Source organism: Komagataeibacter xylinus, from assembly GCF_009834365.1.
Classification (GTDB): domain Bacteria; phylum Pseudomonadota; class Alphaproteobacteria; order Acetobacterales; family Acetobacteraceae; genus Komagataeibacter; species Komagataeibacter xylinus_D.
The window spans coordinates 2,802,755-2,814,926 of record NZ_CP041348.1; the positions used below are offsets into that span (position 1 = coordinate 2,802,755).

General features: G+C 59.2%; 12 protein-coding genes. 6 read left to right on the top strand and 6 right to left on the bottom strand.

The annotated features are described in order from the left end of the window. Positions 1 to 2: 2 nt before the first annotated feature. Positions 3 to 1,073 carry an oxidoreductase gene (locus FMA36_RS13440; protein ID WP_159262839.1) on the top strand — a complete coding sequence of 357 codons (1,071 nt, stop codon included), beginning with the start codon at positions 3 to 5 and terminating at the stop codon, positions 1,071 to 1,073. Beyond that, entirely contained in the window at positions 1,064 to 1,567 is a 504-nt protein-coding gene (locus tag FMA36_RS13445) for a heme-degrading domain-containing protein (RefSeq protein ID WP_159262840.1), read from the top strand. The genes FMA36_RS13440 and FMA36_RS13445 overlap by 10 nt, the downstream gene beginning before the upstream one ends. A gap of 121 nt (positions 1,568 to 1,688) precedes the next feature. Here the strand turns inward: FMA36_RS13445 and FMA36_RS13450 are convergent, their stop codons facing one another. After that, positions 1,689 to 3,032 carry a PQQ-dependent sugar dehydrogenase gene (locus tag FMA36_RS13450; protein WP_159262841.1) on the bottom strand — a complete coding sequence of 448 codons (1,344 nt, stop codon included), beginning with the start codon at positions 3,030 to 3,032 and terminating at the stop codon, positions 1,689 to 1,691. A gap of 47 nt (positions 3,033 to 3,079) precedes the next feature. Then, complete coding sequence (gene mdaB, locus FMA36_RS13455; protein ID WP_159262842.1) at positions 3,080 to 3,691, bottom strand: NADPH:quinone oxidoreductase MdaB; 612 nt, start codon at positions 3,689 to 3,691, stop codon at positions 3,080 to 3,082. Positions 3,692 to 3,891: 200 nt separating this feature from the next. Between mdaB and FMA36_RS13460 the strand changes: the two genes are divergently transcribed. Next, positions 3,892 to 4,794: a LysR family transcriptional regulator gene (locus tag FMA36_RS13460; RefSeq protein WP_159262843.1), complete on the top strand. Its 903-nt coding sequence runs from the start codon at positions 3,892 to 3,894 to the stop codon at positions 4,792 to 4,794. Positions 4,795 to 4,991: 197 nt separating this feature from the next. After that, positions 4,992 to 5,327: a hypothetical protein gene (locus FMA36_RS13465; protein WP_159262844.1), complete on the top strand. Its 336-nt coding sequence runs from the start codon at positions 4,992 to 4,994 to the stop codon at positions 5,325 to 5,327. Between the two features lie 59 nt (positions 5,328 to 5,386). Here FMA36_RS13465 and FMA36_RS13470 read toward each other — a convergent pair whose 3' ends face one another. Continuing rightward, the gene (locus FMA36_RS13470) at positions 5,387 to 6,292 is read right to left on the bottom strand and encodes a LysR substrate-binding domain-containing protein (protein ID WP_206065325.1); all 906 of its coding nucleotides are present in this window, start codon (positions 6,290 to 6,292) and stop codon (positions 5,387 to 5,389) included. A gap of 81 nt (positions 6,293 to 6,373) precedes the next feature. Here FMA36_RS13470 and FMA36_RS13475 point away from each other — a divergent pair, with 81 nt between their 5' ends. Then, positions 6,374 to 7,315 (top strand): AEC family transporter, encoded by a 942-nt coding sequence (locus tag FMA36_RS13475; RefSeq protein ID WP_159262845.1) that lies wholly within the window; start codon positions 6,374 to 6,376, stop codon positions 7,313 to 7,315. Here FMA36_RS13475 and FMA36_RS13480 read toward each other — a convergent pair. Then, positions 7,291 to 8,223: a LysR family transcriptional regulator gene (locus FMA36_RS13480; RefSeq protein WP_159262846.1), complete on the bottom strand. Its 933-nt coding sequence runs from the start codon at positions 8,221 to 8,223 to the stop codon at positions 7,291 to 7,293. The two genes, FMA36_RS13475 and FMA36_RS13480, sit on opposite strands and share 25 nt — an antisense overlap. A gap of 101 nt (positions 8,224 to 8,324) precedes the next feature. Between FMA36_RS13480 and FMA36_RS13485 the strand changes: the two genes are divergently transcribed. Next, complete coding sequence (locus FMA36_RS13485) at positions 8,325 to 9,086, top strand: SDR family NAD(P)-dependent oxidoreductase (RefSeq protein WP_159262847.1); 762 nt, start codon at positions 8,325 to 8,327, stop codon at positions 9,084 to 9,086. A 38-nt stretch (positions 9,087 to 9,124) separates the two neighbouring features. Here the strand turns inward: FMA36_RS13485 and FMA36_RS13490 are convergent, their stop codons facing one another. Next, positions 9,125 to 10,897: an AMP-binding protein gene (locus FMA36_RS13490; RefSeq protein WP_159262848.1), complete on the bottom strand. Its 1,773-nt coding sequence runs from the start codon at positions 10,895 to 10,897 to the stop codon at positions 9,125 to 9,127. 15 nt (positions 10,898 to 10,912) lie between these two features. Next, positions 10,913 to 12,160, bottom strand: coding sequence for an MSMEG_0569 family flavin-dependent oxidoreductase (locus FMA36_RS13495; RefSeq protein ID WP_159262849.1), 1,248 nt, complete (start codon positions 12,158 to 12,160; stop codon positions 10,913 to 10,915). Between the last annotated feature and the right edge of the window lie 12 nt (positions 12,161 to 12,172).

The following is a 12,172-nucleotide window of genomic DNA, read 5'->3' on the forward strand; positions in this document are numbered from 1 at the left end:
TCATGAGCCAGTTTCCTCCCGTCATCCGCGTCGGCCTGATTGGCTACGGATTTGCGGGAAAGACCTTCCACAAACCCCTGCTGATGGCAGAACCGCGCATGCGGATTACCCGTGTCGCATCGAGCAACAGCGAGAAGGTGCATGCTGATCTGCCCAACATTACGGTTGACGCTGAGCCTGCAGCTCTCATGGCGAACGAGGATGTCGATCTTGTCGTTATCGCAACGCCGAATGAATACCATGCCCCACTGGCACGGCAGGCGCTACTTGCTGGCAAGAACGTCGTCGTGGACAAGCCCTTCACGCTGACTCTGGCGCAGGCGCGCGAGCTGGTGGCGCTGGCGGCGCAGCAGGACAGATTGCTGTCCGTCTTCCATAACCGGCGCTGGGACAGTGATTTCCTGAGCGTGAAGAATGCGCTTGCAAGCGGATTGATCGGCCGGGTGACGCATTTTGAATCCCATTTTGACCGCTTCCGGCCCGTGGTCCGCAAACGCTGGCGCGAAGGCAATGAGCCTGGGGCCGGGCTGTGGTTCGATCTTGGCCCGCATCTGATCGATCAGGCGCTGTGCCTGTTTGGCCTGCCTCTTGCCGTGCATGGCGACCTGATGAAGCAGCGTGACGGCGCCCTGTCGGACGATTGGGCGCATGTCGTGCTGGAATACGACCGGCATCGCGTGATCCTGCACGGCAGTATGCTGGTTGCAGGCGGGGTGCCGCGTTTCGTCGTGCACGGCGAGAAAGGCAGCATCCTCAAACGGAGGCCAGACACTCAGGAAGCCCAGCTCCTTGCAGGCATGACACCCGGCGCTGCTGGCTGGGGGCATGATCCTGACCCGCTTCTTGCCTATGACGGAAATGGATCGGAACAGGAGATTCCGGCACTCATCGGCGATCAGCGACGCTATTACGCCGGCATCGCGGATGCACTGACAGGTATTGACCCAAACCCTGTGCCCCCGATCCAGGCACTGGCCGTGATGGCCGTTATCGAAGCCGCAAACCGATCATCCTACGAGAAAGCATCCGTAGGGCTGGATCTCACCAAGGAGGAAATCGCCGCATGGCCATAGCAGATGACCTGCGCATGATCGCGCAGCAGGAGCGTGAACTCGCCTTTGCGAAATTCGACGAGGCCGATGCATGGCAACTGGGCCAGTTCTTACAGGAATGGGGACAGACGAACCGGGCACCGATCGCCATAGACGTCCGGACCTTCAACCGTCCCCTGTTTTTTGCTGCCCTGCCCGGATCGACGCCGGACAATACCGACTGGATCCGTCGCAAATGCAATATGGTCGATCGCTATCGGCGGAGCAGTTACGCGATCGGGCTTGAAATGAAAACCAAGGGCACGACGCTGGAGGAACGTTATGGCTTATCGCTCCGGGATTATGCCCCATATGGCGGCGCCTTCCCGATCGTGCTGGACAAAACCGGCGTGATTGGCTCCGTGACCGTCTCGGGACTGGATCAGCGCGAGGACCATATGCTGGTTGTCACGGCGCTCTGTAAGGCTCTCGGACGGGACGCGAAGAAATACACCCTCGAAGCCGTCACGACCTGAGATACTTATCATTCAGAATACGGGCATCCATGATGCCGGGTAACCTCTCCCTTGATGGCATCAGTCCATTCCGGATGGAACCAAAAGAAATGAGCCGGGTGCGACCGGTCTGCACCCTCATTCATTCGGCGGCGTTACCGGACACACGCCATACGACGCCGCCCACATCGTCTGCCACCAGCAATGCTCCCGAATTATCAAGCGTGAGGCCCACCGGTCGACCATGCACATGCGCTTCGTCCGGTGTCAGGAAACCCGTAAGCACACCAACCGGCGTGCCGGACGGCTTCCCGTCGGCGAACGGTACATAGATGACCCTGTAGCCACTCTTGGGTCGCCGGTTCCACGACCCATGCTGTGCAACGAACAGTCCATGACGCCAGGCGTCCGGAAGCTGGGTGGCATCCTGGGAGAAGGTGATGCCGAGGGAGGCCGTATGCGGGCCAAGCGCGTAATCCGGCGCAATCGCCTGCGCGACGAGATCCGGTCGCTGCGGCGAGACCCGTGCATCAACATGCTGGCCGTAATAGCTGTAAGGCCAGCCATAGAATGCGCCTTCCTTGACCGAGGTAATGTAGTCGGGGACGAGATCACTGCCAATTTCATCGCGCTCATTGACCGCCACCCACAGGGCACCGCTCTCCGGCTCAAAAGCCAGGCCGTTCGGGTTGCGCAGCCCGGTTGCATAGGGCGTCAGCTTTTCCGTGGCCAGATCGAGCCGGTCGATCCGGGCCCGCCCCTCTTCGACTTCCATCCCGTTATCGGCAACATTGCTGTTTGATCCGACGGTCACGTACAGGAAGCGCCCGTCCGGGCTGGCGAGCAGGTTTTTCGTCCAGTGATGGTTGTAGCCCGCTGGCAGATCCGTGACCTTGGTTCCCGGCGCATCAATCCGCGTGTCGCCGTCATGATAGGGAAAACGAAGGATTGCGTTGGCATTGGCGACGTAGAGATCATTACCCACCAGCGCCATGCCGAAAGGCGAATAGAGATGATCGAGAAACACCGTGCGGGTGTCCGCCGACCCATCGCCCTTGGTGTCGCGGAGCAGGATAATCCGGTTCGGGCTGGCCTCCCCCGCGCCAACCTTGCCCATCACAAAGCCCGCAATGCGGTTTTTGAGTGTCTGGACATCCGTTTTGGGCGAATTGCTCTCGGCCACCAGAATATCGCCATTGGGTAACCGATAAAGCCATCGGGGATGGTCGAGACCCTTTGCATAGGGTGTAACCGCCAGCCCCTGAGCCGCTGTGGGCACCTGCCCCTGCGCCCAGCCCACGGGTGTCGCTACATTGATAGTCGGAAACACGGTATGGTCGGGCTGCGGCAGATCAGGGCGCGGGCCTGTTCCCGCGGTTACGGGAAGGGATGCGACTTCGGGGCGCAGGACGAGCTTCCATGTCGCTGCACCGAGCACTGCCAGACCGATCACTCCGGCACTGCCCCAACGTATCCATGTCTTCATGCTATTCTCTCGGCTCCATGTTGCCCGGAAAAATCCTGCGATCCGTGCTATGCTTCAGCACCGCCCTCTGGCAGGGCAAAGCCAAGAACGTCTGCCAGATGGGCACGGTAGCGCGCGACGGTCCGATCAACCGCCGGTTCCTTCATAACGTTTGACGCAAGATACGTTGCAAACGGCGCCATGCCCAGAAACTGGTTAGCCTTGTGGAAGGGAAAATAGACCGCATCAATCCCCTTCCCTTCAAAGAACTGCGCCGGATCGACAAAGGCTTCTTCCGGGGCGTTCCATGTCAGGGAAAGCATGTAATGCTTCCCCTGCAGCAGGCCGCCTGACCCATATTTGCGCTCAGGCTGCGACCGGCTGCGCCCATCATTGGCGTAAAGTGTGCCATGACCGGCGGTGAACACTTCATCGACATATTTCTTGACGGTCCATGGCGCGCCCATCCACCAACCCGGCATCTGGTAGATGACCAGATCCGCCCACAGCATATTCTCGACTTCGGCCTGAATATCGTAGCCAGCATCGATCTTTGTCTGCCGCGTGTTGAAACCTGCGTTTGACAGGACCGCAAGGGCGACGTCATGCAGCGTATCGTTCAGACGACCATGAGAATGGGCGAAAGCCTTTCCGCCGTTCAGAAGGAGAATGTTTTTCATCGCAATAATGTCCTGCAAAAAGCATCCCGGATACGCCTGACCAGAATTCAGAGCCATTGCGCGGAAGCATTTTCAATATGACGGCGTCTTGGCGGTGAGCGCGGTATCTGTTCCCTATGGAACATGATGAACTTGACAAGCTTTGATAATCCGTCGTTTCTCCACAGCACTTGTGAACCTGTTTCATCAAAGAGGCGTTGATGGATAACCGGATTGGCGAAATGCAGATGTTTCTGCGTGTCGTGGAAAGTGGCAGTTTTTCCGAGGCGGCCCGCCTGTCGATGACAACGCCCTCGACGATAAGCAAACTGATCGCCCGCGTTGAAACACGCCTTGGCGTACGCCTGCTCGAACGCTCGACACGCCGTCTTTCCGTCACGCCGGAAGGACAGCTTTACTACGAGCGTGCTCAGGCGCTGATCGCCGAACTTGACGATATGGAACATGCGCTCACAACAGGATCGGTCCGGCCTGGCGGCATTGTGCGCATCAATGCCTCGGTGGCCTTCGGAGCGCTGGTTCTTGAACCCCTCCTGCCCGAATTCTGGGAGGCTTATCCGGATATCGTCGTTGATCTGTCGCTCTCCGATGAACTGACGGATCTTTATCTTGATCGCACGGATGTCGCCTTCCGGGTTGGACCGATGCAGGATTCAAATCTGACAGTCCGGCATATCGGCACGGCACGGCGTAAAATCGTTGGATCACCGGATTATCTGAAACGGTCTGGCACACCACAGAGCATTGATGATCTGGACCGCCACAAATGCCTCGGCTTCAATTTCCGGCGTGCCGCCCCTGTCTGGCCGCTGCAGGAGAAAGGGCGCATCGCGGATCGTATCGTCCGAGGCCCCCTGCTTGCCAATAACGGCGAAACGGTAAGACGCCTGACGCTACGGGGCGCAGGGCTGGCGCGGCTTGGCGACTACCATGTGCGCGATGACATCAAGGCCGGCCGTCTCGTGGAAGTTCTGGCCCATGCGGACGTGCAGGACGAAGAAGAGATCCATGCGCTGTATCTCGGTAGCAAACAGACACCCCAACGCGTGAGAGTATTTCTCGACTTTGTCATCCCGCGCCTTCAGGCATATCTGCGTGGCTGAATGGTGTGCATTCTGTCAGATCAGAGCGGAAGGATTGATCTCCGGACGATGCTTTCACGCACGCGCCAATATAATCGGCAGCAGCCCGCCTCGTTCCCATCATCCCCGCGTCGCAGGGATGGCGATCCGGAGCATAATTGGAGAGCATGAAACGCCGTGGGACCGTGTGGATTGTCTTCTAAAGCGACGCGTATTCGATGAATTTACATACACTTCTTGCCTTCTGGACAATCTCCATCTTCCTTGCCGCAACCCCTGATGCTGACCGGGCGTATGTCATTTCCGCCGGAATACGTGATCATGCCGCAGTCTTTCCCGCTGTATTCGGCCTGTTCCTGGGTATTTCCCTGTTGCGTCATCCTTCCCTGCCGAAAGAAGGACATGAACGGGAAACTGATGCGCGGTGCTCAATATTAAGCAGCTGCCCCGGAGCGTCCATCGTGACGGGCTATATATCTGGAGCGATCATGATTATGCTTGGTCTGGGTCTGGGTCTGGCGTCGGAAGACATCATGAAATTACTTCATTCATGACGATGGAATACGGAAAGTAAAGATATTGGAAAACCGGCTCTCTGCACAGGTTCCATGAATTAGAGTGAAGCCTGCTGGATCGATTTCCCGATTTCCATGAATGTCGAGACTGCGGGGTTTTTCGTAGTGATCGGCGCTCGAAGGACAACGTCAAGTCGGGGAGCGTCTGTCAAAGCCCGTGATATCAGCCCTGCCCCCAGTTCGGTACACAGCGATGCGGGGATAAGGGCTACGCCCAGCCCTTTTGCAACAAGCTGAATGATCGTGTGCTGCAACCGTGGTTCAAGCACGACATGCGGGACAATTCCCCTGGCCGAAAAATAGCTGTTGATCGCGGATCGCAGAGCCGGCGCTGTCGTAGCGGGTGCTGCGATGATCTTCTCCTCGCGGAGTTCCTCAGGACCGATCTGCGCGACCGTGGCAAGCGGATGGTCCTTTCGCATGATGATACGCAACCGTTCCCTGGCCAGCAGCACGGTCTGCAGGTGTGGCGCATATCCGCAGTCAAATGTTACGGCAGCATCCAGTGTTCCCGCCACCAGCATCTCATCGATCTCTGCTGGTGTGCGTTCATCAAGGATAAAGCGGACATCCGGCCTTGCCTCCGCATAAAGCTGCACGAGTTGCGGCACGACGCTGTGGGCGGCATGCATCATGAATCCAAACCGCATCTCGCCCTTCATGCCGCTGGCGACCAGCCTGACATCCCGGCATGCCTCTTCAAACTGCCCCAGCACGTTTCGGCAGTCTTTCATGAAGTGTTTCCCGGCCGGGGTCAGCGCCACGTTGCGCGAGTTTCGTTCAAACAGCTTCACGCCCAACGTGTGTTCGATCATGGCAATCTGGCGACTGAACGGCGGCTGGCTCATGTTCATCCGCTCGGCGGCCCGACCGAAATGAAGCGTCTCCGCCAGGGCCATGAAATACCGCATATGCCGCGTGTCCATCTGATACCTTGAAAGCATTGATCGTGAACCATATAAGCATTGGATTATATCAATAGCGTTCAGTAGCGTCACGCTTTTGCTGACCTCCCGAGATTTTTGATGCTGAACAATCTGCTGATCGTCCTGCCTATCTTTGCCCTCATCCTTACCGGATGGATCGCACGCAAATCGGGTGCGCTCGGCCCCAATGCCACGCGCGAAGTCAATCGGCTGGTGGTCTATCTCGCACTGCCCGCGGTGCTGTTCGACATCGTGGCAAATGCAAAAATGACCGATCTGTGGGAGCCGGGATTCATTACAGCGTTCACGCTTGGCTGTTTTATCGTGTTTGCCGGGACGCTGTGGTGGCGGGTCTCAACAGGACATCATCTTGCCGATGCCGCCATTGACGGACTGAACGCAAGCTACGCCAATACGGGGTTTGTCGGTTTCCCGCTCGTCCTGTCGCTCGTCGGCGATACCGGCATGGCGCCGACCCTCATCGCCACGATCGTGACGGTCTGTGTGCTGTTTGTCATAGCGATCGTTTTGATCGAGGCCGGACTGCAGACCGAAGCACGGCCGCGCGACATTGTCGCGAAAACGCTCTTCTCGCTGGTGAAAAATCCATTGCTGGTGGCGCCAGCACTTGGTGGCCTGGTCATGGTATCCGGTGGGCATCTGCCGGAACCCGTTCATGCCTTCCTGAAGCTTCTCGGCGGGGCTGCATCCCCCTGCGCCCTGATCGCCCTCGGTCTGTTCCTTGCCGGAAATTCCGCCGGTGCCGCATCTGCACGCCTGTCGACCGCTGCCATTCTTGTCAGCCTGAAGCTGATCGCCCAACCTCTGGTTACGTGGATCATTGCAGCACCCGTGCTCCACCTCCCTCCGGCGATGACAAACATTGCGGTGCTTCTTGCCGCACTGCCCACGGGAACCGGCTCGTTCATGCTGGCAGAATTCTATGACCGGGAGGCAGCCCTTACCGGGCGTGTCGTTCTGGCCTCCACCGTGCTCTCGATTGCAACGATCTCGCTCTATCTCGCTTTTGCGCCCATGTAGGGACGCTCACTCGCATTGTGGTGAAGTCGCGGGCCAATAATCTCCACCAGCCAGTCCACGAACACACGCACGCGCGGAGAAAGCTGCCTGTTGCTTGGATAAAGCACAGAAACCGGCGTGGGCGCGGGTGGAAAATCAGGGAGGACTTCGATCAGCGTGCCATTTGCAAGGTCATCCTCACAGCCATAGCGCGGTACCTGCACGAGGCCAAAGCCAAGCCTGGCCGCTTCGGCATAGGTATCAACACCTCCGACCAACAGGCGCGCCGGAAGCGAAATCTCGATCACCTCCTCTCCGCGCGTAAACTCCAGTGGCAGGGTCTGGCCGGTGCGTGAGGACACGAAGCCAATCATCTGATGGCCCTCAAGATCAGCGGGAGAGGCAGGCATTCCGTGCCGCGCCAGATAGGTCGGGCTCGCAACCGTCATCTCCTTCATAACGCCAAGGGGGCGGACAATCATTTCGCTATCCGGCAGGCTCCCGGTCCGGACCACGCAGTCCACCCCTTCGCGCACCAGATCGACAAACCGCTCGCCCTCGCCAAGATGAACGGTCAGCGCCGGATGACGGGCCAGGAAGTCCGGCAATGCTGGCAGCAGGGTCATACGCGCCAGACGCCCAATGACGTCAGCGCGCAGCAGGCCGGCCACAGCACCACTCGCACCACGATCGGCATCTTCAAGGTCCGCCAGGATCGCCACACACCGGCGATAATAGGCAGCGCCTTCCTCCGTTGGCCGAACGTGGCGGGTGGAACGGTGCAGCAGTCGGGTGCCGAGCCTTTGCTCCAGCGCCTTGATCGCGGCGGTGGCAACCGGGCGGGAGATGCCGCAATCGGCTGCGGCGGCGCTAAAGCTGCTGCGGTCAACAATGCGGACGAAGAGGTCGAGTGTGGCAAGCCTGTCCATGGGATTATTCCATGGCGCAAAACAATGCTGACGGAAAGAGCGCTCTTATCGAACGGCCAACGTTGTGACCAGAATTGCCCCCTCACCCGTTGGAGATTTCTATGCCTGAAGCAGACATCATTGCCATTGTCACCGGCGGCAGCCGTGGACTGGGCCGCGCAACCGTTGAAGCCCTCGCCCGACGCGGCGTCTCATCAATCCTGACCTATCACACCAACAGATCCGCAGCCGATGAGGTGGTCGATAGTGTCGAACAGAGCGGCGCCCGCGCAGTGGCCCTGCAACTCGACACCGGCGACACGCACTCCTTTCCCGCCTTCGCCGACGAAGTCCGCAGCGTGCTGCGCGAATGGGGTGCGGAGCATTTCAATTATCTGGTCAACATGGCCGGTACGTCCCATAGCGGGCTGTTTGGCGAGGTGACGGAAGAGGATTTTGATGCCGCCTATCGCGTGCACGCCAAAGGTCCGTTTTTCCTGACGCAGACGCTACTGCCACTGATCGCGGATGGTGGCCGGATCGTGAACATCTCATCCGGTCTGACGCGCTTTGCTTATCCCGGCCGGATTGCCTATGCCGCCATGAAGGGCGCGGTAGAAGTCATGACGCACTACATGGCCAAGGAACTCGGGGCCCGTCGCATTGCCGTCAACACAGTGGCGCCGGGTGCGATCCAGACGGATTTCTCGGGAGGTATGGTGCGGGACAATCCGGACATTGCCCGGCATATTGCAGAAGTAACCGCACTCGGACGTCCCGGCCTTCCTGACGACATCGGCCCGATGATCGCCTCCCTGCTGTCCGAAGACAATCGCTGGGTGAACGCGCAGCGGATCGAAGTCTCCGGTGGCCAGGCCATCTGAACGGGCCGTTCCACAAATGGCATGCCACACTGCTACCATCAGGATACCAGCAGACGTTTGCGTGTAATCTTGCCAGATACGGTGGTCGGCAGGTGACTGACGAAGCGGACTTCTTTCAGACCAATCCAGCGCCCGAGGACTTCATTGACCCGTGCTACGATTTCCTCGGCAGAAGGTGCGCATTCCACCTCGGGATCAGGAACCACGTAGGCGACAGGTCGCTGCCCCCGCAGTTCATCCGGGGTTGCGACCACGGCGCAGGCATGAACGGCAGGGTTAGAAGCGATGATCTTTTCGATCTGCACGCCCGAAATCCGCCGGCCTGCGACCTTTATGACGTCGTCAGAACGCCCGAGCATATGAACGGCGCGGTTGGCCTCGATCATGCCTTCGTCGAAGGTGCGATAATACCTGCGTGTTTCATCAAGATACGCTGCAGGAGCACGGATCGCCCTGTCCTTCCAGACACCCGCCAGACAGCCAGGGGGCAACGGCAGGGAGAGAACAATCTCGCCGCACCGTTCCTCCGGTATGGACGGCACTATGGCCGGACGGAATCCCGGTGCAGGCCGCCCGATGTCATTCATGAGCGCCACCGGTTCACGCTCGGCCAGGCCGAAGAAATGCGCGGTGATGCTCCACCCGGTTTCGGTCTGCCACCAGTGATTGACCACGGGTTTGCGAAAATACGACCGCGCCCAGTCGAGCAAGGTAGGATCCGCATATTCCCCGGCTACGAAGATGCAGGCGAGTGCTGGCAGGATCGCTCCTGACAGATGACGGCTCTCCTGTCGCGTAAGTCGCATCTGGGTAGGCGTGGTGAACAGGCATTTTACCTCGTGCTCATGGCAGAGCGCGCGGATCGCGGAAGCCGATGCGCTCCCCTCCACGATCATACTCGTGCAGCCGCTGATCAGCGGCGCATAGACACCATAGGAATGACCGACGACCCAGCCGAGATCGGACGTAGTAAAGAAAGTATCGCCGGGTTCGCAGCCATAGATCAGTTCCATGGACAGCGCGAGCGCCACGGCATGGCCGCCATTGTCACGCACAATGCCCTTCGCATTCCCTGTCGTTCCAGATGTATGAAGAATATATAATGGATCTTCTGATTGCAGCGTGACCGGATCAACTGGGGCAGATTGTTCCAGCGTATGGAAATCATGATCCCGCATCGGCAGAAGCGAAGCTGAACAGGCCGCTCGTTGTGCGATTATGCATGCATGCGGCCTATGCGTCGCTTCGGCCAGCGCCTCATGCAGGGTGGGCGCAGACGGGATGGACGTCTGCCCATGAAAGCTGCAACTGGCGATGATAATGACTTTCGGGGCCACATCATCAATCCTGCGCGCCAGTTCCGGCCCCGCATAACCGGCAAAAACCACCACATGCACGGCTCCGATCCGCGCACAGGCCAGCATGGCGATGGCTGTTTCGATCATGGTCGGCATGGCAATCAGGACACGGTCGCCCTTCCCTACCCCCAGCGAGCGCAGCCCACCGGCAAACCCGGCCACCCTGCCCTGTAGTTCCCGGTAGGTTACCATCTGCCGTTCTTTTGTGGCGCAGGAATGCCAGATCAGCGCCGCCTGCCCGCAGCGTCCATCCTGCACATGCCGGTCCACGGCATTGTAGCAGGTGTTGAGCGTGGCGTCGGGAAACCAGTCATGCCAGCCATCCGCCCGCGTTCTGCATGCGATTCCAGGTGCCTGCTTCCATGTGATGCGCCGTGCGGCATCCAGCCAGAATGCCTCTGGCTGGTTCAGGGCTGCGTCATACATCGCTTCATATGTTGTCCATGCAAGCATGGCGCTGTCCTCCGCTCAGGCTACGGGCACGTGTTTGCCGGTGATCTGGCTGGCCAGCCATGCAGCATCGCGCGAAACACCGGAGAACCGTCCCGATCCCCATGTGTGCAGCCACGGCAGGCCGAGGAAGTAGAATCCCGGCGCGTCGGTCACGCCGCGATGCCAGACCGGCTTGCCCGCCCCACTGAAAACCGGCACGTCGATCCAGCGATAGTTCGGGCGGAAGCCGATGCACCAGACGATCGAGGTGATGCCTGCGGCCTTCAGGTCCAGCGGCGCATTGCTACGATCGGGCTCCCAGATGGGTACATAGGGCGCTTCGGTGGGGGCACTAATCCCTTCGCGGGCGATATAGGCGTCAATGGACTGCTTGATATCGGCATTGGTCCTGTCCGCATCATCAAGGTTTTCCGCAAGATCCGGCGCGAAGTGTGCGATTTCGTCACGGATGGTCTCAAGCGTGCCATGCAGGCCCACGCCCTCCATGGCAAAGAGGCGCAGGTCAAGATCATGGCCGCCATTCCGGCCCGTGACATAATGATTGGTCTTGTCGCGTGCGCCGTCACGCAGGGGGTGATTATCTACCGTCAGGTCATAGAAGTGCATGTCCGCAAGCCAGTCCACAACGTCGCGGCCACGATAGAAGCGCGAGACACGCGGGGCGGAACCGACACACAGATGAACCTTGCGTTTTTCAAGGAACAGGTCCTCGACAATCTGCGCGCCGGACTGGCCGCTGCCCACGACCAGAACCGCGCCGTCCGGAAGCTGGGCGGCATTGCGGTAATCCTGCGAGTGGACCTGATGGATGGCGGGGTCGATCGCGCTGGCATAGCCGGGGATGACCGCGTCCTGATAGGCACCTGACGCGATGACAACATGTTTCGCGTGCCACGCCTCACCACCTGCTACCACGTGGTAGCCACCACTTTCATGGCGCGTGATGGAGGTGACAGCCGTGTGTTCACGCAGCGGTGGATTGAAGGACACAACAAAGCCTTTGGCGTAGTCGATAATTTCCTGCTTCACCATGAAGCCGTGAGGATCGCTCCCTTTGTAGGGATGCCCTGGGAGTGCGCACTGCCAGTTTGGCGTGACCAGGCAAAAATTGTCCCAGCGTTCGTCATCCCACGAATGGCAGGCCGTCTTTGCCTCAAAGACAATGTGCTCCACCTTCTCGCGGCAGAGATACCAGCTCATCGAGAGCCCGGCCTGTCCGCCACCCACGATGATGACGGGGATGCTTTTTTCGTTCTGTGACATGGTCATTCTTTT

Bases quoted from the DNA above. Each gene is read 5' to 3' on its own strand.
- FMA36_RS13440 (WP_159262839.1), top strand. From the start codon at position 3: ATGAGCCAGTTTCCTCCCGTCATCCGCGTCGGCCTGATTGGCTACGGA.
- FMA36_RS13445 (WP_159262840.1), top strand. From the start codon at position 1,064: ATGGCCATAGCAGATGACCTGCGCATGATCGCGCAGCAGGAGCGTGAA.
- FMA36_RS13450 (WP_159262841.1), bottom strand. From the start codon at position 3,032: ATGAAGACATGGATACGTTGGGGCAGTGCCGGAGTGATCGGTCTGGCA.
- mdaB (WP_159262842.1), bottom strand. From the start codon at position 3,691: ATGAAAAACATTCTCCTTCTGAACGGCGGAAAGGCTTTCGCCCATTCT.
- FMA36_RS13460 (WP_159262843.1), top strand. From the start codon at position 3,892: ATGGATAACCGGATTGGCGAAATGCAGATGTTTCTGCGTGTCGTGGAA.
- FMA36_RS13465 (WP_159262844.1), top strand. From the start codon at position 4,992: ATGAATTTACATACACTTCTTGCCTTCTGGACAATCTCCATCTTCCTT.
- FMA36_RS13470 (WP_206065325.1), bottom strand. From the start codon at position 6,292: ATGCTTTCAAGGTATCAGATGGACACGCGGCATATGCGGTATTTCATG.
- FMA36_RS13475 (WP_159262845.1), top strand. From the start codon at position 6,374: ATGCTGAACAATCTGCTGATCGTCCTGCCTATCTTTGCCCTCATCCTT.
- FMA36_RS13480 (WP_159262846.1), bottom strand. From the start codon at position 8,223: ATGGACAGGCTTGCCACACTCGACCTCTTCGTCCGCATTGTTGACCGC.
- FMA36_RS13485 (WP_159262847.1), top strand. From the start codon at position 8,325: ATGCCTGAAGCAGACATCATTGCCATTGTCACCGGCGGCAGCCGTGGA.
- FMA36_RS13490 (WP_159262848.1), bottom strand. From the start codon at position 10,897: ATGCTTGCATGGACAACATATGAAGCGATGTATGACGCAGCCCTGAAC.
- FMA36_RS13495 (WP_159262849.1), bottom strand. From the start codon at position 12,160: ATGTCACAGAACGAAAAAAGCATCCCCGTCATCATCGTGGGTGGCGGA.